Source organism: Delftia lacustris (assembly GCF_040267515.1).
Classification (GTDB): domain Bacteria; phylum Pseudomonadota; class Gammaproteobacteria; order Burkholderiales; family Burkholderiaceae_C; genus Comamonas; species Comamonas tsuruhatensis.
The window spans coordinates 6,463,377-6,483,371 of the sequence record NZ_CP141274.1 but is presented as its reverse complement, the minus strand read 5'-3'; the positions used below and the strand labels follow the sequence as shown (position 1 = coordinate 6,483,371).

At 71.2% G+C, this 19,995-nt stretch carries 16 protein-coding genes; 11 read left to right on the top strand and 5 right to left on the bottom strand.

Annotation, left to right across the window (positions count from 1 at the left end; translation table 11 throughout):
* The first annotated feature begins 63 nt into the window (after positions 1-63).
* A complete protein-coding gene (locus U6958_RS31045; protein ID WP_074920755.1) occupies positions 64-1,008 on the top strand; it encodes a siderophore ABC transporter substrate-binding protein in 945 nt (314 codons plus the stop codon).
* Here the strand turns inward: U6958_RS31045 and U6958_RS31040 are convergent.
* Together U6958_RS31040 and U6958_RS31035 are read right to left on the bottom strand one after the other, a co-directional pair.
* Complete coding sequence (locus U6958_RS31040) at positions 984-1,985, bottom strand: arsenic resistance protein (RefSeq protein WP_016446666.1); 1,002 nt, start codon at positions 1,983-1,985, stop codon at positions 984-986. The genes U6958_RS31045 and U6958_RS31040 overlap by 25 nt on opposite strands.
* Before the next feature lie 127 nt (positions 1,986-2,112).
* Entirely contained in the window at positions 2,113-3,795 is a 1,683-nt protein-coding gene (locus U6958_RS31035) for a sigma-54-dependent Fis family transcriptional regulator (protein ID WP_043789220.1), read from the bottom strand.
* A gap of 223 nt (positions 3,796-4,018) precedes the next feature.
* Between U6958_RS31035 and U6958_RS31030 the strand changes: the two genes are divergently transcribed.
* The 6 genes from U6958_RS31030 to U6958_RS31005 are packed head-to-tail and all read left to right on the top strand — an operon-like array spanning position 4,019 to position 10,770.
* Complete coding sequence (locus U6958_RS31030; RefSeq protein WP_074920753.1) at positions 4,019-5,566, top strand: acyl-CoA carboxylase subunit beta; 1,548 nt, start codon at positions 4,019-4,021, stop codon at positions 5,564-5,566.
* Between the two features lie 28 nt (positions 5,567-5,594).
* Positions 5,595-6,614 (top strand): tripartite tricarboxylate transporter substrate binding protein, encoded by a 1,020-nt coding sequence (locus U6958_RS31025; RefSeq protein ID WP_074920751.1) that lies wholly within the window; start codon positions 5,595-5,597, stop codon positions 6,612-6,614.
* A 10-nt stretch (positions 6,615-6,624) separates the two neighbouring features.
* Positions 6,625-8,742 carry an acetate--CoA ligase family protein gene (locus U6958_RS31020; RefSeq protein WP_074920749.1) on the top strand — a complete coding sequence of 706 codons (2,118 nt, stop codon included), beginning with the start codon at positions 6,625-6,627 and terminating at the stop codon, positions 8,740-8,742.
* Positions 8,739-10,100, top strand: a complete 1,362-nt coding sequence (locus tag U6958_RS31015; protein WP_074920747.1) for an acetyl/propionyl/methylcrotonyl-CoA carboxylase subunit alpha — start codon at positions 8,739-8,741, stop codon at positions 10,098-10,100. Before U6958_RS31020 ends, U6958_RS31015 begins: the two co-directional genes overlap by 4 nt.
* 11 nt (positions 10,101-10,111) lie before the next feature.
* The gene (locus U6958_RS31010; RefSeq protein ID WP_012203026.1) at positions 10,112-10,336 is read left to right on the top strand and encodes an acetyl-CoA carboxylase biotin carboxyl carrier protein subunit; all 225 of its coding nucleotides are present in this window, start codon (positions 10,112-10,114) and stop codon (positions 10,334-10,336) included.
* A complete protein-coding gene (locus U6958_RS31005; RefSeq protein WP_016451973.1) occupies positions 10,333-10,770 on the top strand; it encodes a PaaI family thioesterase in 438 nt (145 codons plus the stop codon). Before U6958_RS31010 ends, U6958_RS31005 begins: the two co-directional genes overlap by 4 nt.
* A gap of 7 nt (positions 10,771-10,777) precedes the next feature.
* Here the strand turns inward: U6958_RS31005 and U6958_RS31000 are convergent, their stop codons facing one another.
* From U6958_RS31000 to U6958_RS30990, 3 genes are read right to left on the bottom strand one after another with little or no spacing between them, the layout of a single operon-like run.
* Complete coding sequence (locus tag U6958_RS31000; RefSeq protein WP_074920745.1) at positions 10,778-11,206, bottom strand: hypothetical protein; 429 nt, start codon at positions 11,204-11,206, stop codon at positions 10,778-10,780.
* Between the two features lie 35 nt (positions 11,207-11,241).
* The gene (locus U6958_RS30995; protein WP_074920744.1) at positions 11,242-12,621 is read right to left on the bottom strand and encodes a heavy metal sensor histidine kinase; all 1,380 of its coding nucleotides are present in this window, start codon (positions 12,619-12,621) and stop codon (positions 11,242-11,244) included.
* Positions 12,618-13,307, bottom strand: coding sequence for a heavy metal response regulator transcription factor (locus U6958_RS30990; RefSeq protein ID WP_026062596.1), 690 nt, complete (start codon positions 13,305-13,307; stop codon positions 12,618-12,620). The genes U6958_RS30995 and U6958_RS30990 overlap by 4 nt, the downstream gene beginning before the upstream one ends.
* Positions 13,308-13,460: 153 nt before the next feature.
* Between U6958_RS30990 and U6958_RS30985 the strand changes: the two genes are divergently transcribed.
* From U6958_RS30985 to U6958_RS30970, 4 genes are all read left to right on the top strand, one after another.
* Positions 13,461-13,871: a hypothetical protein gene (locus tag U6958_RS30985; protein ID WP_223275155.1), complete on the top strand. Its 411-nt coding sequence runs from the start codon at positions 13,461-13,463 to the stop codon at positions 13,869-13,871.
* Between the two features lie 176 nt (positions 13,872-14,047).
* Positions 14,048-15,349, top strand: coding sequence for a TolC family protein (locus U6958_RS30980; RefSeq protein ID WP_074920742.1), 1,302 nt, complete (start codon positions 14,048-14,050; stop codon positions 15,347-15,349).
* 30 nt (positions 15,350-15,379) lie between these two features.
* Positions 15,380-16,753: an efflux RND transporter periplasmic adaptor subunit gene (locus U6958_RS30975; protein ID WP_016451969.1), complete on the top strand. Its 1,374-nt coding sequence runs from the start codon at positions 15,380-15,382 to the stop codon at positions 16,751-16,753.
* Between the two features lie 11 nt (positions 16,754-16,764).
* Positions 16,765-19,938, top strand: coding sequence for a CusA/CzcA family heavy metal efflux RND transporter (locus tag U6958_RS30970; protein ID WP_074920740.1), 3,174 nt, complete (start codon positions 16,765-16,767; stop codon positions 19,936-19,938).
* Positions 19,939-19,995: the final 57 nt, after the last annotated feature.

The following is a 19,995-nucleotide window of genomic DNA, read 5'->3' as shown; positions in this document are numbered from 1 at the left end:
CCCGGCGCGGCACCCGCCTCCGGAGGCCGGAACTCCTTTCATTTTTTCCTGGGATTCTTTGCCATGACCTTCGATATCACGCGCCGCGCGGCGGCGCTGGCCCTGCCGGCCTTGTTCCTGGGGACTGCGGTGGCAGCCCCGCTGTCCGTGCGGCATGCCGGGGGAGTGGCCAGCCTGCCCGGCGCACCCCGGCGCGCGGTGGTTTATGACCTGGGGGCGCTGGATGCACTGCATGCGCTGGGCGTGCCCGCGTCGGCGGTCGCAGGCGTGCCCCGGGCGCAGCTGCCCCGGTACCTGGACAGCTTCGCGCAGCGGCCTGCGGCGGGCGGGCTGTTCGAGCCCGACTACGAGGCGCTGAGCCGGCTGGCGCCCGACCTGATCGTCGTGGGCGGGCGTTCGGCCGGCAAGGCCGAGGTGCTGGGACGCATCGCGCCCACGCTGGACCTGAGCGTCAGCGGCAAGCACATGCTGGCCGATATCGAACGCAACATCGCCACGCTGGCGCTGCTGTTCGGCCGCCAGGCGCAGGGCCGTGCGCTGGTGCAGCGCATCCACGCCGAGCTGCAGGGCCTGCGTGCCCAGGCCTCGCAGGCCGCGCCGGGCCTGCTGCTCATGGCCGTGAACGACAAGCTCCTGCCGCAGGCGCCGGGATCGCGCTTCGGCTTTCTGTTCGATGTGTTCGGCGCGCGCTCGGCGCTATCGGCTGCGCAACTGCCAGCCCGCGGCACCGCCTACGGCTTCGATGATGTGGCGCGGCTGGACCCCGAGTGGATCTACGTCATCGACCGCAACACGGCCACGGGCCAGGCGGCAGGCGGCGGCGAGATCATGGCTTCGCGCAAGGTGTTCGACAACGCGCGGATCCACGCCACGGCGGCCGGCCGCAAGGGGCAGGTCGTCTTCCTCGATCCCAAGGGCTGGTACCTGATGGGCAGCGCCGGGCCGACGGCGCTGCTGGACAATATGGCGCAGCTGCGCCAGGCCTATGGCGCGGCGTCATCGCGTTGACCGCGGGCCAGGGCCGGCTCCCGGTCCCGGCCCCACAGCGCAATCACGCGCACATAGGCCAGCTCGGCCAGCAGCTCCACCAGCGTCTGCGTGACGATGACGGCCGGCAGCACGGGAATGGCGCCGGGCACGGCCAGGGCCAGCGGCAGCACGACCAGGGAGTTGCGCGTGCCCGCGCTGAACGCGACGGCGCGGCCCGAGGCTGCCGGGAGCCGAAAGGCGCGCGCCACCAGCCAGCCCAGTGCGGGTGCCGCCACCGCAAAGGCCGCATAGACGGGCACCATGCTCCAGGCGGCCTGCGTGGCCGGGCCCAATTGGGGCAGCACGGAGGCGATCACCACGAACAGCACCAGCGCGGTGGCCGGCACGGGCAGCAGGCCCAGCCATGCCGAGGCGCTGGCCCCGCGACGGCTGCGGGCCGCCCACCACTGGGTGGCGGCGGCCAGGGCCAGCGGCACGGCGATCAGCCACACGAACGCATGCAGGAAAGGCCCTGCCTGCACGAGCCGCGCCGCATCGTCGCCCAGGAACAGGCCCAGGTAGCCGGGCAGGGCCAGCATCTGCGCGATCAGCAGGGCCGGCGTGGCTGCCAGCAGCAGGCGCGCATCGGCGCGTCCCAGGTGGGAGAAGGTGACCACGTAGTCGATGCAGGGCGCCAGCAGCACCAGCAGCGCGCCCAGGCGCAGCAGGGGGGCGGCGGGCAGGAACTGCAGCAGGGCCCAGACCAGCAGCGGCACCACGATGAAGTTGGCCGTCATCAGCGCCGCCAGGAAGCGCACCTGGCCGAAGGCGCGCCGCAGCTCGGCCAAGGGCACCTGCAAGAAGGTCACATAGAGCATCAGTGCCAGCGCGGGGTTGATGGCGCGCTCCAGCACGCCCGTGCCGGGCAGCGCCCAGGCGGCAACTGCGGCCAGGGCCACGGCGGCGAAGTAGATGGGGATCTGGCGCTGTTCGAGCGCGTCTCGGGTGTCTTGCATTCAGGAGGCCGATGGCGGCGGGTACGGGGCGGGTACGCGGATGTGGGGCGGATGTGGGGCGCCTAGTATGGCAACGGCACAGCCGGCCCGCTGCTTCATTCCCCTGCAGGCCCTGGGCCCGCAGGGATCAGCCCTGGTTTGCCGCGCCCAGCACCTTGTACAGATAGGAGCGCGAGATGCCCAGCTCCTGCGCGGCCAGCTTCTTGTTGCCGCCGCAGCGTGCAATGGCGTCGAGGATGGCGTTGCGCTCCTGGTCCTTGAGCGGGGCCACGGCGCCGGTGGCGGGCAGGCCGGGCTCGGCAACGGGCGAAGGCCGTGCGCCGGCCAGCGGGTCCTCGTGGCGCGCGAAGTTGTCCACGCCCAGCAGGTGGCCGTCGCAGAACACCAGGGCCTCTTCCACGCGCTGGCGCAGCTGGCGCACATTGCCGGGCCAAGCCTGCCGGGCCAGGTAGGGCATGACGCCGGGCGCGATGCGGGGCAGCGCAATGCCGTTGCGCTCGCAGAACGACTGGGCAAAGCGCTGCACCAGGGCCGGGATGTCCTCCAGGCGCTGGCGCAGGGCCGGCACATGCAGCACCACGCCGCTGAGGCGGTAGAACAGGTCCAGCCGGAAGCGCCCGCTGTCGATGAGGCCGCGCAGGTCGCGGTGCGTGGCGGCCACGATGCGGAAGTTCACCTGCCGGCCGCTGTGCGCGCCCAGGCGCTGCACCTGGCGGTCCTCCAGCACGCGCAGCAGCTTGACCTGGATCTCCATGGGAATGTCGGCCACTTCGTCGAGGAAGAGGGTGCCGCCCTCGGCCTGCTCCAGCTTGCCTGGCTGGCCCTGCCGGCGCCCGCCCGTGAAGGCGCCGGCCTCGTAGCCGAACAGCTCGGACTCGATCAGCGTGGCCGGCAGCGCCGCGAGGTTGAGGCTGACCAGGGGCGCGTCGGCATCGCGCCCGCGCGCATGCAGGGCCTGGGCCACCAGCTCCTTGCCGCTGCCGCTCTCGCCCAGGATGAGCACGGGCACGTCCAGCCGCGCCACGGCGTCGATCTCGCGGGCCAGCCTTTGCATGGGGGCACTGGCGCCCACCATCTGCGCCGTGGGCGTGCCGCCGCGCAGCTGGCTCAGTTCGCGCTTGTAGTGCTGCACCTCGTCATGCAGCTGGTTCAGCCGCTGCTGCATGCGGTTGAGTGCCTCCACGCCGCTGAAGCTGACCTGGCCCACGGCGCCCACCACGGCGCCGCCCTCGTAGACCGGCATGCGGTTGACGATGCGGCTCACGCCAGGCCCCAGCTGCTGCAGGTCGCCGATCTCGGCCCGGCCGCTGCGCACCACGTGGGGCAGGCGCGAGTTGGGGATCACGTCCTCCGCGCGCCGGCCTGCGGCCGTGCCGGGCGCCAGGCCGAAGAACTTCTCGTGCACGGGGCTGATGTAGCGCATCAGCCCTTCATGGTCGGCCACCGTGATCGCCTGGTACGGGTTGGTCAGGAACATGTTGAGGATGGCGAAGGCGAAGGGCACGCTGGCCACCATGTCGAACAGCGCCGCCGCCTCGTCGGCCGGGCGCAGCAGGGCGACCTCGCCCTCGGCATCGGCCAGCACCACGGCCACATGGCGGGCCACCGTGCCGCGCGGGCCCGGTGTTTCCACGTGCAGCAGCTGGCCATGGCCGATGGGGTTGTGCCCGTCGCCGTGCGCGCGGGCCAGGGCCTCGGTGACGGCTGCATGCAGCAGCGGCTCCTGCGCCAGGCCCAGCCGCGCCACGGGCTCGGGCGAGTCGCGCCGCCAGACGAGAACGCCGAATCGGTGGTCGGGGGAGCTGGGCATGGGCATGGCGGGCAGTGGCTGGGATTGAACGCACTCTAGCGGCGCGCAGGCCACGGGTCTGTCCCCGTGGTGTCTCCATTGAAGACAGCGCTCAACCCGTGTCTTCGAGGTTGTCCTTGATGTGGACACACGGAGATCGACTGTGGAAAAAATCCTTTGAATTCAACGCACTGCGTTCTGGCACGCCTTGTGCATCTCCACAGGCAAAAGGAGACACGACGACATGAGCTGGCAACCCGAAGTGGACGAGATCGCATACCGCCGCGCACTGGCGGCCAAACTGGGCGGAGAGGACAAGGTGGCGCGGCACAAGGCCGCCGGCAAGCTCACGGTGCGCGAGCGCATCGAGGCCTGCACGGACGCGCAGTCCTTCGTGGAGGTGGGCTCGCTCACCGGCTCGGGACAGTACGACGGCCTGGGCCGGCTGACGGACTTCACGCCCTCCAACCTCATCATGGGCCGGGCACGCGTGGGCGGGCGGCCCGTGGTCGTGGTGGGCGACGATTTCACGGTGCGCGGCGGCGCCAACGACGGCGCCGTGGGCGACAAGCTGATCTTTGCCGAGAAGATGGCGCACGACCTGCGCCTGCCCATGGTGCGCCTGGTGGACGGCACGGGCGGCGGCGGCTCGGTGCGCAACATCGAGACCAAGGGCTACACCAGCGTGCCCACCATGAAGGTCTGGAGCCAGGTGGTGCAGAACCTGTCCACCGTGCCCGTGGTCTCGCTGGCCCTGGGCTCGGTGGCCGGCATGGGCGCAGCGCGCGTGGCCTCCAGCCATTACTCGGTGATGGTCAGGGAGACCGCCCAGCTGTTCAATGCCGGCCCGCCCGTGGTGGCGCGCATCGGCCAGAACGTGACCAAGAACGAGCTGGGCGGCAGCCAGGTGCACACGCGCAACGGCGTGGTCGATGACGAGGTGGCCACCGAGCAGGAGGCCTTCGAGCGCGTGCGCCGCTTCCTGTCCTACCTGCCATCGTCGGTGTACGAGCTGCCTGCGCGCACCGCGCCGCAGGACGATCCGCGGCGGCGCGACGAATGGCTGCTGTCGGCCATTCCGCGCGATGGCCGCAAGGTCTACAAGATCCGGCCCATCGTCGAATGCCTGGTCGATGAGGGCTCCTTCCTGGAGACGGGCCGCCACTGGGGCCGGGCCATCGTCACCGGGCTGGCGCGCATCGACGGCTGGCCCGTGGCCGTGGTGGCCAGCGACCCGTACTTCTACGGCGGCGGCTGGGACGGCCCCTCGGCCGAGAAGTTCACGCGCTTCGTGGACATGGCCCAGACCTTCCACCTGCCCGTGGTCAACCTGGTGGACATCGCGGGCTTCCAGATCGGCGTGGAGGCCGAGAAGGCCGGCGTCATGCGCTACGGCGTGCGCGCCCTGGCCGCCGTCTACCAGGCCACCGTGCCCTGGTGCAGCATCCTCATCCGCCGCGCCTACGGCGTGGCGGCGGCGGGCCACCAGCACATGGGCCGCTTCAACTTCCGCTATGCCTGGCCCTCGGCCAACTGGGGCTCGCTGCCCATCGAGGGCGGGCTGGAGGTGGCCTACAAGGCCGAGATCGAAGGCGCCGACGACCCCGTGCAAAAGCGCGCCGAGATCGAGCAGCGCGTGCGCAGCCTGACCTCGCCCTTCCGCACGGCCGAGGCCTTCGGCATCGACGAGGTGATTGATCCGCGCGACACGCGCGCCCTGCTCAGCGAATTCGTGGAACTGGCCGCGCCGCTGCGCGAGGCCGGAGCGCCGCAGTTCGGCCTGCGGCCCTGAACGCATAAAAACCCAAGGAGACAAAGCAATGGCAACCAGACAACCGCGCGCGCCCTCGCGCCGCACCGCCCTGGCCCTGTGCCTGGCGCCGTGCCTGACCCTGTGCGCCGCGACGGCGGCCCAGGCCCAGACCCCCCAGGAGGACAAGTGGCCCACGCGCCCCGTGCGCATCGTGGTCGGCTTTCCTGCAGGCTCGTTCACCGACACCATTGCACGCGCGCTGTCCGAGCCGCTGAGCAAGTCGCTGGGCCAGCCCGTGGTGGTGGAGAACAAGCCCGGCGCCAACGGCGCCATCGGCGTGGGCGAGGTGGCGCGCGCCGCGCCCGACGGCTACACCCTGCTGGTCACCAACTCCAGCAGCATCACCATCAACCCCCAGATCTACAAGAAGATCACCTACCGCGCCAAGGACTTCGCGCCCATCACCATGGTGCTGGATGCGCCCTTCATCCTCACCGTCAACCCCGAGTGGGCGCAGAAGCACCAGATCCGCTCGGCCAAGGACGTGATCGCCTTCGCCAAGGGCCATCCCGACAAGCTCAGCTACGGCTCGGCCGGCCCCGGCAACATCGCCCACCTGGCCTATGCGGCCTGGAGCAACCGCACGGGCGTGAAGACCACGCATGTGCCCTACAAGAGCGCATCGCAGGCGCAGATGGCCGTGCTCAGCGGCGAGCTGGACACGCAGTTCGACACCTGGAGCGCGCTGCCCCACATCGCCAGCGGCAAGCTCGTGGCGCTGGCCGTCACCGCGCCCCGGCGCATGCAGCAGCTGCCCGAGGTGCCCACCATGGCCGAGGCCGGCTATGCCGATTTCGACGTCACCTTCTGGGCCGGCCTGCTGGCGCCCGCGGGCACGCCGCCGGCCATCGTCAACCGGCTCTACGAGGCCTCCAGGGGCGTGCTGCAGGACGCCCGCATCCGCGCCGTGCTCAGCAGCCAGGGCGAGCCCGTGATGATGCCGCCCGCGCCGTTCGGCCAGCGCATCGCCAAGGAAGTGGCCGACTGGGGCCAAGTCATCCAGCGCGAAGCCTTGTCTTTGGATTGATGAGGTACGCATGTCTCTGTTGCAAGCACTGAACCCCCGCTCCGTCGCCATCCTTGGCGCATCCGACAATCCCATCAAGGCCGGTGGCCGGCCCATCGACTACCTGCGGCGCCATGGTTTCGCGGGCCGCATCCTGCCCGTCAATCCCAAGCGCGCCGAGGTCCAGGGCCTGGCCGCCTACCCCTCGCTGCGCGCGCTGCCCGAGGCGCCCGACGCCGTGGTCATCAGCCTGCCCGGCGAGGACGTGGCCGCCGCCATCGACGACTGCGTGGCCGTGGGCGCGCGCCTGGCCGTGATCTATTCCTCGGGCTTTGCGGAGCTGGGCGAGGAAGGCCGCCGGCAGCAGGCCGACCTGGTGGCGCGGGCGCGCAGGGCGCCAGGCGGCGGGCTGCGCCTGTTCGGCCCTAATTGCCAGGGCGTGGCCAACTTCGCCACGGGCGCCATCCTCAACTTCTCGACCATGATCAACGAGAACGCGCCGGCCGACGGCCCCGTGGCCATCGTCAGCCAGAGCGGTGCGGGCGCGGCCATTCTCTACGGCGGCCTGCGCCGCGCGGGCATCGGCGTGCGCTACATGCTGTCCACGGGCAACGAGGCCGATGTCTGCGCAGCCGAGGCCGTGCGCGCCGTGGTCGAGGACGAAGGCATCCGCCTGGTCGTGCTCTACATCGAGACGCTGCGGCAAAGCGCCTGGCTGGCCGAGGCAGCGCGCCTGGCCCATGCGCGCGGCGTCACCATCCTGGCCGTGAAGGCCGGCCGCACGCGCGCAGGCCAGGCCACGGCCAGCTCGCACACGGGCGCGCTGGCGGCCGAGGACGCGCTGGCCGATGCCTTCCTGCGCCAGCACGGCATACCGCGCCTGGCCGACTTCCGCGAGCTGATCGACTACGCGCCGCTGTTCCTGTCCCAGCCTGCGCCGCGCGGTCGCCGCGTGGTCAGCATCAGCAATTCGGGCGCCACCTGCGTGCTGTCGGCCGACGCGGCCGAGGAATACGGCCTGGCCCTGGAGCCGTTCGATGCCGCCACGCTGGACGGCCTGTCCCAGGCACTGCCGTCCTATGTCACGGCGCGCAATCCCATCGACATGACCACGGCCCTGCTGGGCAGGCCGCAGACCTTTGGCGACACGCTGCGGGCCTTGTCGGGCAGCGGTGCGGCGGACCTCGTTCACGTGGGCTTCCCGATCGGTGGCGAGGGCTATGACTTTGCCGACTTCGCGGGCCAGGCCAGCCGCTTTGCGCGCGACACCGGCGTGCCCATTGCGGTCAGCGTCAACCAGGACTGGGTGGCCCAGGCCTTCCAGGACCAGGGCGTGCCCACCTTCTGGAGCGAACGCGCCGCCATGCGCGGCCTGGCGCTGCTGGCCGAGCAGGCCGGTGGCAGGCAGGCACAGGCGCCGTCTGCCGAGGCATCGGTGCCGGTGGCGGCCTCCCGCTCCCTTACGCTGGTTACGCTGGACGAGCCCTCCAGCCTGTCCGAACTCGCCCGCGCCGGCCTGCCGGTGATGCGCCATCTGGTCTGCAGGAGCGAGGACGAGGTGCGCGCCGCCATCGAGTCCCTGCCCCGGCCCCTGGTGGCCAAGGGCGTGTCCGCCGATCTCTCGCACAAGTCCGAGCATGGCCTGGTGCGGCTCAACATCCACGAGGCGGAGCAGGCGCTGCAGGCCTTTGGCGACTTCGCCGCCACGCTGGCCCGCCTGGGCGCGGCCGATGGCGGCCTGCTGCTGGGCGCCCAGCACAGGGCCGACTTCGAGCTGGCGCTGGGTGCCCATGTCGATGCCGAGTTCGGCGTGGTGGTCATGGTCGGCCAGGGCGGCGTGCTGGTGGAGGCGCTCAGGGACGTGCAATTCCTTGTCGCCCCCTTCAGTGCGCGGCAGGCGCTGGATGCCCTTGCGCGCCTGGCCATCGCCCCGGCCTTTGCGGCCGTGCGCGGCATGCCGGCCGTGGAGCTGGACGCCGTGGCCGCCATGATGGTGCGGCTGGGCGACTGGATGCTGGCCCAGGGCGGGCGCGTGCAGTCGGTCGATGCCAATCCCGTGCTCGTGGCGCGCGGCGCACAGGCGCCGGTCATCGTCGATGCGGTGGTGGCCGTGGCCGCCGCGCCAGCGGTCTCCTCGGAGGCGGCATGAGCGGCGCCCCGCACCCCATCCGCCGCGTGCTGGTCGCCAACCGGGGCGCCGTGGCCGCACGCGTGATCCGCACGCTGCGGCGCATGGGCCTTGAATCCGTGGCCGTGTACTCCGAGGCCGATGCCAGCCTGCCCCATGTGCGCGCGGCCGACCATTCCGTGTGCATAGGCCCTGCGCCCGCCGCGCAAAGCTATCTGGACCAGGCGCGGCTGCTGCAGGTGGCGCGCGAGACCGGCGCCGATGCCGTGCACCCGGGCTACGGCTTTCTCTCCGAGAACGCGGAGTTCGCCGAGGCCGTGCAGCGCCAGGGCCTGTGCTTCATCGGCCCCTCGCCGCACTGGATACGCACGCTGGGCCACAAGACCCAGGCGCGGGCCTTCATGGCCGCCCAGGGCATGCCGCAGGCGGCCAGCTCGGCCGTGCTGCACAGCGTGCAGGAGGCGCAGGCGGAGGCGGCGCGCATCGGCTTTCCCGTGCTGGTCAAGCCCGCAGGCGGGGGCGGCGGCATCGGCATGCTGCCCGCGCACGATGCACCGCAGCTGGAGGCCGCCTGGTCCAAGGCCAGCGGCATGGCCGCCAAGTACTTCGGCACGGCCGAGCTGTACCTGGAAAAGCTGATCGAGGCGCCGCGCCACATCGAGTTCCAGGTGCTGGCCGACCGCCATGGCGAGGTGCGCGTGCTGTTCGAGCGCGACTGCTCGGTGCAGCGCCGCCACCAGAAGGTGGTGGAAGAGGCCCGCCCCGCAGGCATTCCCGCGCAGGCCCTGGCCGACATGCGGCAACTGCTGGCCGGCCTGCTGGCGCGCACGGGCTATGACGTGATCGGCACCGTGGAGATGCTCTACACGCCGCAGCACGGCTTTGTCTTCCTGGAGATGAACACGCGGCTGCAGGTCGAGCATGCGGTGACCGAGGAGATCACGGGCATCGACATCGTCGAGGCCCAGATCCGCCTGGCCGCCGGCGAGCGCATGCGGGAGGTGCTGCCCGCCGAACCCGTGGCCCGCGGCCATGCCATCGAGGCGCGCATCTATGCCGAGGACCCCGTGCGCTTCCTGCCCTCGCCAGGGCGCCTGGACCGCTTCGAGATGCCCCAGGGCGAAGGCCTGCGCGTGGAGACCGGCTATGCCCAGGGCTGCAGCGTCACGCCCTTCTACGACCCCATGGTCGCCAAGCTCGTGGCCCATGGCAGCGACCGCGCCCAGGCCATCGCACGGCTGCGCCAGGCACTGGCGCAGACCCGCATCGAGGGCGTGAAGACCAACATCCCCTTCATCGAACGCATCCTGGGCCACGCCGATTTCCTGGACCTGCGCATCGACACCGGCATCGCCCAGCGCGTGCTGGCCCCCCTTTGAAAGCCCTACCCATGACCACCACCCCGAACATGATCACAAGCCCCATCGCCGGCCTCGTGGCCGCTGTGGAAGCCGCCGAAGGCGGCACCGTCGCCCTGGGCGACACCCTCATCATCGTGGAGTCCATGAAGATGGAGATTCCCGTGGAAAGCGAGGTGGCAGGCGTCGTGCGCCGCATGCTCGTGGCCGTGGGCGAGCCGGTGGCCGAAGGCCAGGCGATTGCGGAGATCGGATGAACGCCGTTGGAATCTCCACCACCCCGGACCTGGAGGCCGCCGCGCTGGCGCGCGGCTACTTCGGCATCGACGTGCCCTTCATGTCCCATATCGGCCTGGAGCCCGTGAGCCTGGCGCCCGGCCTGGCGCGCACGCGGCTGCCCATGCGCCCGCACTTGGCCAACAGCCGGGGGCACGGCCATGGCGGCGCGCTGATGAGCGCGCTGGACTTCACGCTGAGCGCGGCCGCGCGCTCGTCCAACCCGCTGGGGCTGGGCGTGGTGACCATCGAGATGAGCACGCATTTCCTCGCCTCGGCCACCACCGACCTGCTGATCGAGGCCCGCGTGCTGCGCGCAGGCGCGCGCACCGTGTTCTGCGAGGGCAATGTGCTGGACAGCGCGGGCCAGGCCGTGTGCACGGCGCGGGCCGTGTTCAAGCTGATCGCGCTGTAGCCTGGCTTCAGGCGCCGTCGCCTTCGGGCGCCGGCGGCAGCAGATGCTGGCCGATCTGCTGCCAGGCCTTGGCCGCGTCATGCTGGCCGCCGAACATGTGGCAGCTGGCGGCCGTCATGGCCAGGCGGCCGTTCTCGGGCTCCAGGTCGAACGCCAGCTCGCATTGCGCGGCGGCGTTGCGCCACATCACCACGGCGTCTGGCGATTCTTCCTTTTGCAGCGCATGGGCTTCGGCCATCCAGGCCTGGGCCAGGCGAAACGCGCCCTCGGCCTGATCGGGGTCGGCCTTATGGGCCAGATAGAAATGCTTGCCGGCCTGCTGCCACAGCGCCCGGGCCTGGGCGAAATCCTGGGTGGCGGCCCGCTGCGCCTGGGCCACCAGGGCATTGCCTTCGGCCAGCAGCGTTGCGTAGGAGGAGAGGGCGTCTTGCGTCATGGGGCGCCATTGTGCCGCCGCTCCGGTGCCTGTGTTCAGGCCGGGGAATCGCGCGGCGGGCTCGGGCTGTCGGGCAGTTCCAGGCCGATGCGCGTGAAGCCGCCCTCGGACTCGGCAAAGCAGCGCCCGCCGTGCATGCGCGCGATGGCGGCCACGATGGCCAGGCCCAGGCCATGGTTGCGGTCGGCCTGGCTGCGCGCGGCGTCGGCGCGGTAGAAGCGGTCGAACAGGCGCGGCAGGTGGACGGAATCGATGGCCGGGCCCCGGTTGAGCACCGCCAGCGCCACATCGCCGGCGCCCCCGTGGTGGGTACAGGGCCGGGCGCCGATCTGCACGGTGATGGTGGAGCCGCGCTGTGCATAGCGTGTGGCATTGCCCAGCAGGTTGGACAGCGCCCGGCGCAGCAGCCGCGCATCGACCTCGGCGGCCGCGTCGCCCTGGACGACGACCTGCAGGTCGGCCTCCTGCAGCGCGGCCTCGTGGAAGTCGATGACCTCATGGGCCAGCGCGGCCAGGCTGGCCCAGGGCGCCAGGCGCGCGCCCTGGCCCCGGTCGGCCTGGGAGAGAAACAGCATGTCGGCCACGATGCCGGCCATGCGCCGCAGGTCCTCCAGGTTGGAAGCCAGCACCTCGCGCAGCTCGGCCTCGCTGCGCGGCTTGCGCAGGGCCAGCTCGCAGCTGCTGATCAGCGTGGTCAGCGGCGTGTTCAGCTCATGGGCCACGTCGGCGTTGAAGGCCTCCATCTGCCGGTAGGCCACGGACAGCCGCTCCAGCAGGGCGTTGAACTGTGCGATCAGCGGCCGCAGCTCCTGCGGCTGCCCGCTGTCGTCCAGGCGCCGCTGCAGGTCCTGGGCCGACAGCTGGCGCGTCTGCTCGGTCAGCTGTCGCAGCGGCGCCAGGCCCAGGCGCACCAGCCAGATGCCGGTCAGCGACACCAGCAGCGCGCCGCCCACGGCAGCCAGGGCCAGCGTCCAGGCCAGCAGGGACAGTTGCCGGTCGTCTTCGGCCCGGTCCAGCGTGAGCTGGGCACGGGCCTGCTGGCCGGAGTCGGCCAGCACGACCTCGAAGCTGCGCTGCAGCGTGCGGCCGGGATTCTTGGGCGTGCGCAGGCGCTCGTAGAGCACGCGGCCCTGCAGGTCGGTGATGCGCAGCGACATCTCGTCCAGGCCCGTGAGAAAGTCGTCCAGCATGTGGGCCAGCCCGGCTTCGTTGTGGGCGCTGCGGCTTTCGGTCATCAGGTGCAGCACGGCCTGCTGCTTGAGGTCCAGCGTCTCGTGCTGGTGCTGCTCCAGCGTCATCGATGCCACCCCGTAGACGGCCGCGCACACCAGGCCCAGGCCCAGCATGGTCTGCAGGGCCAGCCAGCGCGACAGGCGCCGGCCCAGATGGGGAATGTCGGCAGGGGCAACGCTCACGGTGCGCGCGACTCCAGCACATAGCCCATGCCGCGCACCGTGTGCAGCAGCGGCTGCGCGAAGGGCTGGTCCAGCTTCAGGCGCAGGCGGCGCACGGCCACCTCGACCACATTGGTCTCGCTGTCGAAATTCATGTCCCAGACCTGGGAGGCCAGCTCGGTGCGCGACAGCACCTCGCCCTGGCGGCGCAGCAGCAGGCTCAGCAGGTTGAATTCCTTGGCCGTCAGGTCCAGGCGCTGGCCGGCGCGCGTGGCGCGGCGGCGTATCAGGTCCAGCTCCAGGTCGGCCATGCGCAGCGTGGTGGCCTCGGCCGCAGGCTGGGCCGTGCCGCCGCCGCGGCGCAGCAGCACATGCATGCGCGCCACCAGTTCGGAGAACGCGAAGGGCTTGACCAGGTAGTCGTCGGCGCCGCCTTGCAGGCCGCGCACGCGGTCCTCCACCTGGCCGCGCGCCGTCAGCATCAGCACCGGCGTCTGGCGCGATTGGCGCAGCGCCGCCAGCACGGCCAGGCCGTCGATGCCGGGCAGCATGCCGTCGAGCACGATGAGGTCGTAGGCCAGCTCGGTGGCCAGGTGCAGGCCGTCGATGCCGTTGTGCGCGACATCGACCACGAACCCCTCCTCGGTCAGGCCCTTGCGGAGGTAGTCGGCCAGCTTGGTTTCGTCTTCGATGACCAGGACTTTCATGCCGAGCATTGTCGGGGCAGGCAAGGGTTTTCGGAGATGACAAATTTGTCATGTGCCCGACAGCGCCGGGTCGTTGCGCCGCCCTAGACTCGCCGGCATGGGGCAGTCGCGATTGGGGTCAAACGCCATGCCCGACAATCCCGCACTTCTGCCATGCCCTCTTCCATGACCCGGCCCCGTCTTGCCGCCCTTGCCATCCTCGTGATCGCGCTGCTGTTCCAGTGGACCTGGATGGCGGCCGCTGCGCTGTGCCGCCACGACGGGCATGAGACCCGGCACTTCGGCCACCATGTCCATGGCGTGAGCCTGCACGGCATGGGCGCCGAGCGCCATGCGGGCACGGGCACGGATGCCGAGTCCGGCCCGCCTGCGCAAAAGGCCGACCAGGGCCTGCAGTCCTCGCTCAGCGTGGACTGCTCCATGTGCCACGCCTGGGTGGCCGCTGCCACACAGCACTGGCAGGCGGCGCCGGTGGCCCCGCCGCCCGCGCAATTCGCCGAGCCGCTGCGCCGGCATGCCTCGGCCGTGCTGCTGCGTCCCGACCGGCCCCGCTGGCAGGGCTGACGCTCCTGCAGCCGCCGGCCGGACATTCGGCGTTCATCGCCCTGTTTTGCCCCGGACCGGCATTTTCCAGAAATCCCTTCGCGCGCAGCGGCCCTCGTCCGTGCGCGCCCTGTGGCGTGGGGCCTGATCGACCAAGCGATCACGCCTGATCCGCGCTGCGGGCAAGGAGCCCGTGTATGTCTTTTCCTTCGTCCTTTCCGTCGAGGACAGCCTTCGCACCGTGGGTGCTGGCGGCGCTGGCCGCCTGCGGCGTCGTGCAGGCCGCCGAGCCACCGGCCGATTCCGTGGCGCCACCCGCCTTTGCAGGCGCATCCCTTCCTGATGGCCCGCCGCTGGACCTGCAGCAGGCACTGGCCCTGGCGCTGGACGGCAATCCCGGCCTGCGCGCGGCCCGCCAGGCGCTGGCCGCCACGGAGGGGGCCGTGCTGCAAAGCCAGGCCCGGCCCAATCCCGAGCTGGCCTGGTCGCAGGAGGACACGCGCCGCAGCACCCGCACGCTGACCGTGCAGCTGAACCAGACCCTGGAAGTGGGCGGCAAGCGCGAGGCCCGCATGCGCGTGGCCGAGCGCGGGCGCGACCTGGCCCGCGCCGAACTGGCAGGGGCCGAGGCCGCGCTGCGCGCCGATGTGGGCGCGGCCTTTTTCGGCGTGCTGGCCGCGCAGCAGCGCGTGGTCCTGGCCGGGCAGACGCTGGAGATCGCCAGCAGCGCGCGCGAGGCGGCGGCCCGGCGCGTGGCGGCCGGCAAGGTGGCGCCGCTGGAGGAGACCCGGGCCCGCGTGGCCGAGTCCGGCGCCCTGCTGGAGCAGGCCCGGGCCCGCTCTGCCCTGCGCGTGGCGCGCGGCCAGCTGCAGGCGCTGTGGGGCGAGAGCGTGCGCCCCTTCGGCCAGGCCGAGGGCGCCGTGGACGCGCTGCCCCAGCTGCCGGAACTGGCGGCCCTGCAGCAGCGCATCGAACAGGCTCCCGCCGTGCTGCGTGCGCGCCAGGCGCTGGAGCAAAGCCGCGCCACGGCCGAGCTGGAGCGTGCACGGCGCCTGCCCGATCCCACCGTCAGCCTGGGCGTCAAGCGCGCCACCGAGGTCGGGCGCAACCAGCTCGTGGTCGGCGTCTCCGTGCCCCTGCCCGTGCTCGACAGCAACCGGGGCAACCAGCTGCAGGCCCTGCGCCTGGCCGACCAGGCCGAGGAGCAGTTGCTGGCCACGCGCGTTCAGCTGCAGGCCCAGCTGTTCGAGGCGCGCGAGCTGCTGCAGTCCAGCCGCGAGCAGGCGCGCCAGCTGGCCGAGGAGGTGCTGCCCACGGCGCGCACGGCCTACGAGCTGGCCTCGCGCGGCTTTGCGCTGGGCAAGTTCGCCTACCTCGACGTGCTGGACGCGCAGCGCACCTGGTCCGAGGCGCGCAGCCAGTACCTGGACCAGCTGCTGGCCACGCACCGCGCCGCCGCCGACATCGACCGCCTGCTCGGCACAGAAGCCGGCCTCTGACCCCGATAGCCACCTGATTGCATCCAGACCATGAACACCAAGCCCTCCTCCTCCCCCCTGGCACCGCGCCGCACCCTCGTGGCCATTGCCGTCATCCTGGCCGTGGGTGCGCTGGCCGCCACGCTGATCCTGCGCAGCGGCCCGCCGGGTGCCGCCAAGGCCGACAGCCATGGCCACGGCCACAGCGAGGCCGCAGGCCATGCCGATGGCGAGCACCACGGCGCTGCAGCCGCAGCCGCAGCCGATGGCCACAAGCACGACGAAGGCCATGCCGACGATGAGCACCATGAAGATTCCAAGGCGGAAAAAGCCGAGGCCAAGCCCGCCGCCAAACCCGCAGCCGCCGCCGAAGCCGGCCATGGCGACGACGAAGGCCTGATCGCCATGGACGCCCAGCGCATGCAGGCGGCCGGCGTGCGCCTGGCCGAGGCCGGCCCGGCCACCGTGCGCTCCGTGCTGCAGCTGCCCGGGGAGATCCGCTTCAACGAAGACCGCACGGCCCACGTCGTGCCGCGCGTGGCCGGCATTGCCGAGAGCGTTCCCGCCAACCTGGGCCAGAACGTGAAGAAGGGCCAGCTGCTGGCCGTGCTCAGCAGCGCCGCCGTCTCCGAGCAGCGCAGCGAACTGCTGGCCGCCAGCAAGCGCCTGGAGCTGGCCCGCACCACCTATGCGCGTGAAAAGCAGCTGTGGGAGGAAAAGGTCTCGGCCGAGCAGGACTACCTGCAGGCGCGCCAGGCGCTGCGCGAGGCCGAGATCGCCGTCTCCAACGCCCAGCAGAAGCTGGCCGCCACGGGCGCCGGTGCCGGCGGTGGTGCGGGCGGGCTCAACCGCTTCGAGCTGCGCGCGCCGTTTGACGGCGTGATCGTGGAAAAGCACCTGTCCGTGGGCGAGGCCGTGCAGGACACCACCCAGGTCTTCACCATCTCCGACCTGCGCAGCGTCTGGGCCGAGATGCGCGTGGCCGCGCCCGACCTGCCCGCCGTGCGTGTGGGCGAGAAGGCCACGGTGCGCGCCACGGCCTTCGACTCCTCGGCCACGGGCGAGGTGGCCTATGTGGGCGCCCTGATCGGCCAGGACACGCGCACGGCCCCCGCGCGCATCACCCTGCCCAACCCCGACGGCGTGTGGCGCCCGGGCCTGTTCGTGAATGTGGAGCTGACGGCATCGTCCCGGCAGGCGCCGCTGGCCGTGGCCACGCAGGCACTGCAGAAGATGGAGCAGCAGACCGTGGTCTTCGTGCCCGTGCAGGGCGGTTTCCGCGCCCAGCCCGTGCGCGTGGGCCGCAGCGATGGCAAGGCCACCGAGGTGCTCGAAGGCCTCAAGCCCGGCCAATCCTACGTGGCCGAGGGCAGCTTCATGCTCAAGGCCGAGCTGGGCAAGGCCAGCGCCGAACACAGCCACTGATCGGAGAGTCCATGTTTGAACGCATCATCCGATTCGCCATAGAGCAGCGCTGGCTGGTCCTGCTGGCCGTGCTGGCCATGGCGGGCCTGGGCATCTACAACTACCAGCGCCTGCCCATCGACGCCGTGCCCGACATCACCAATGTCCAGGTGCAGATCAACACCCAGGCCAGCGGCTACTCGCCGCTGGAGACCGAGCAGCGCGTCACCTATCCCATAGAGACGGTGATGGCCGGCCTGCCCCACCTGGAGCAGACGCGCTCGCTGTCGCGCTACGGGCTGTCCCAGGTCACCGTGGTGTTCAAGGACGGCACGGACATCTACTTCGCGCGGCAGCTGGTGGGCGAGCGCATACAGCAGGCGCGCGACAGCCTGCCTGCGGGCATCACGCCCACGCTGGGCCCCATTTCCACGGGCCTGGGCGAGATCTACCTGTGGACCGTGGAGGCCGAGGACGGTGCGAAAAAGCCCGACGGCACGCCCTACACGCCCATGGACCTGCGCGAGATCCAGGACTGGGTCATCAAGCCGCAGCTGCGCAACGTGCCCGGCGTCACCGAGATCAACTCCATCGGCGGCTACGCCAAGGAGTACCTGGTGGCGCCCGCGCCCGAGAAGCTGGCCGCCTACGGCTTCACGCTGGCCGACATCGTCACCGCCCTGCAGCGCAACAACGCCAACGTGGGCGCCGGCTACATCGAGCGCCAGGGCGAGCAGTACCTGATCCGCGCGCCGGGCCAGGTCGGCGGCATCGCCGACATCCGCGAGGTCATCGTGGGCTCGGCCCAGGGCCAGCCCATCCGCATCCGCGACCTGGCCGAGGTCGGCCTGGGCCAGGAGCTGCGCACGGGCGCGGCCACCGACAACGGCCGCGAGGTGGTGCTGGGCACGGTGTTCATGCTGATCGGCGAGAACAGCCGAACCGTCTCGCGCGCCGTGGACCAGCGCATGGCCGAGATCAACCGGGGCCTGCCCCCGGGCGTCAAGGCCATCACCGTCTACGACCGCACCAACCTGGTGGACAAGGCCATCGCCACGGTCAAGAAGAACCTGGTGGAGGGCGCGGCCCTGGTGGTGGTCATCCTCTTCCTGTTCCTGGGCAACCTGCGCGCGGCGCTGATCACGGCGCTGATCATCCCGCTGTCCATGCTGTTCACCTTCACGGGCATGGTGCACTACAAGGTCAGCGCCAACCTCATGAGCCTGGGGGCGCTGGACTTCGGCATCATCATCGACGGCGCCGTGGTCATCGTGGAGAACTGCGTGCGCCGCCTGGCGCATGCGCAGGAGGCGCGAGGACGGTCGCTGACGCGCAGCGAACGCTTCCATGAAGTCTTCGCCGCCGCGAAGGAGGCGCGCCGCCCGCTGCTGTTCGGCCAGCTCATCATCATGGTGGTCTACCTGCCCATCTTCGCGCTCACGGGTGTGGAGGGCAAGATGTTCCACCCCATGGCGCTCACGGTGGTCATCGCGCTGGCCGGCGCCATGCTGCTGTCCATCACCTTCATCCCGGCGGCGATTGCGCTGTTCATGGGCGACAAGGTGGCCGAGAAGGAAAACCGCCTCATGGGCTGGGCACGCCGCGGCTATGCGCCCGTGCTGGCGCGCGTCATGGCCGCGCCCGCCGTGGTGCTCACGGCCGCCGCCGTGGCCGTGGCGCTGAGCCTGCTGCTGGCCACGCGCCTGGGCAGCGAGTTCGCGCCCAACCTCAACGAGGGGGACTTCGCCATCCAGGCGCTGCGCATCCCGGGCACCAGCCTTACGCAGTCGCTGCAAATGCAGATGCAGATCGAGAAGGCGCTCAAGAAGGAGTTCCCCGAGATCGACCGCGTGTTCGCGCGCACCGGCACGGCCGAGATCGCCTCCGACCCCATGCCGCCCAACATCTCCGACGGCTACATCATGCTGAAAGCCCGCAGCGAGTGGCCCGACCCGGCGCGCCCGCGCGATGAGCTGCTGGCCGCCGTGCAGGCGTCGGTGGACCGCATCCCGGGCAACAACTACGAGTTCTCCCAGCCCATCCAGCTGCGCTTCAACGAGCTGATCTCGGGCGTGCGCAGCGACGTGGCCGTGAAGATCTTCGGCGACGACATGGCCGTGCTGGAGAAAAGCGCCCAGACCGTGGCCGGCATGCTGCAGCAGATCGCGGGCGCCTCCGAGGTCAAGGTCGAGCAGACCACGGGCCTGCCCATGCTCACCGTGCAGATCGACCGCGAAAAGGCCTCGCGCTACGGCCTGAACATGGGCGATGTGCAGGACGCCATCAGCACCGCCATGGGCGGCACCGAGGCCGGCACGGTGTTCGAGGGCGACAAGCGCTTCGACATCCAGGTGCGCCTGCCGGACGCCGTGCGCAACGACCTGCAGGCCCTGAGCCGCCTGCCCATCGCCCTGCCGCGCGGGGCGGACGGGCGCATCGGCTTCGTGCCGCTGTCGGCCGTGGCCACGTTCGAGACCGCGCCCGGCCCCAACCAGGTCAGCCGCGAAGACGGCAAGCGCCGCATCGTGGTCAGCGCCAATGTGCGCGGGCGCGACATGGGCTCCTTCGTGGGCGAGGCACAGCAGAAGCTGCAGGGCCTGTCGCTGCCGCCCGGCTACTGGACGCGCTGGGGCGGCACCTTCGAGAACCTGGAGTCGGCCACGCGCCGCCTGCAGATCGTCGTGCCCGTGGCCCTGCTCATGGTCTTCGTGCTGCTGTTCGCCATGTTCGGCAATGTGCGCGACGGGCTGGTGGTCTTCACGGGCATTCCGTTCGCGCTCACGGGCGGCATCCTGGCGCTGTGGCTGCGCGACATACCGCTGTCCATCTCGGCGGCGGTGGGCTTCATCGCGCTGTCGGGCGTGGCCGTGCTCAACGGCCTGGTCATGATCTCCTGGATCAGAACCTTGCGCGAACAGGGCGCCAGCGTGCCCGATGCCGTGACCGAGGGCGCGCTCACCCGGCTGCGCCCCGTGCTGATGACGGCCCTGGTGGCCTCGCTGGGCTTCGTGCCCATGGCCATTGCCACGGGCACGGGCGCCGAGGTGCAGCGGCCGCTGGCCACGGTGGTGATCGGCGGCATCCTGTCGTCCACGCTGCTGACCCTGCTGGTGCTGCCGCTGCTGTACCGGCTGGTGCATCGCAACGATCCGTCGGAGGCCAGCGGCACAGACCCCGCGCCCTCCGCGCCGGCACCTGCCGTGTGACGCGGCGCCCGGGCAGCACCCGGGCGGCCACTTTGGAACCCGCTGCAGCCTGGCTGC

Bases quoted from the DNA above. Each gene is read 5' to 3' on its own strand.
- U6958_RS30990 (WP_026062596.1), bottom strand. From the start codon at position 13,307: ATGAAAGTCCTGGTCATCGAAGACGAAACCAAGCTGGCCGACTACCTC.
- U6958_RS31025 (WP_074920751.1), top strand. From the start codon at position 5,595: ATGGCAACCAGACAACCGCGCGCGCCCTCGCGCCGCACCGCCCTGGCC.
- U6958_RS31020 (WP_074920749.1), top strand. From the start codon at position 6,625: ATGTCTCTGTTGCAAGCACTGAACCCCCGCTCCGTCGCCATCCTTGGC.
- U6958_RS30975 (WP_016451969.1), top strand. From the start codon at position 15,380: ATGAACACCAAGCCCTCCTCCTCCCCCCTGGCACCGCGCCGCACCCTC.
- U6958_RS31030 (WP_074920753.1), top strand. From the start codon at position 4,019: ATGAGCTGGCAACCCGAAGTGGACGAGATCGCATACCGCCGCGCACTG.
- U6958_RS30970 (WP_074920740.1), top strand. From the start codon at position 16,765: ATGTTTGAACGCATCATCCGATTCGCCATAGAGCAGCGCTGGCTGGTC.
- U6958_RS31045 (WP_074920755.1), top strand. From the start codon at position 64: ATGACCTTCGATATCACGCGCCGCGCGGCGGCGCTGGCCCTGCCGGCC.
- U6958_RS31015 (WP_074920747.1), top strand. From the start codon at position 8,739: ATGAGCGGCGCCCCGCACCCCATCCGCCGCGTGCTGGTCGCCAACCGG.
- U6958_RS30985 (WP_223275155.1), top strand. From the start codon at position 13,461: ATGCCCTCTTCCATGACCCGGCCCCGTCTTGCCGCCCTTGCCATCCTC.
- U6958_RS31005 (WP_016451973.1), top strand. From the start codon at position 10,333: ATGAACGCCGTTGGAATCTCCACCACCCCGGACCTGGAGGCCGCCGCG.
- U6958_RS31010 (WP_012203026.1), top strand. From the start codon at position 10,112: ATGACCACCACCCCGAACATGATCACAAGCCCCATCGCCGGCCTCGTG.
- U6958_RS31035 (WP_043789220.1), bottom strand. From the start codon at position 3,795: ATGCCCAGCTCCCCCGACCACCGATTCGGCGTTCTCGTCTGGCGGCGC.
- U6958_RS31000 (WP_074920745.1), bottom strand. From the start codon at position 11,206: ATGACGCAAGACGCCCTCTCCTCCTACGCAACGCTGCTGGCCGAAGGC.
- U6958_RS31040 (WP_016446666.1), bottom strand. From the start codon at position 1,985: ATGCAAGACACCCGAGACGCGCTCGAACAGCGCCAGATCCCCATCTAC.
- U6958_RS30980 (WP_074920742.1), top strand. From the start codon at position 14,048: ATGTCTTTTCCTTCGTCCTTTCCGTCGAGGACAGCCTTCGCACCGTGG.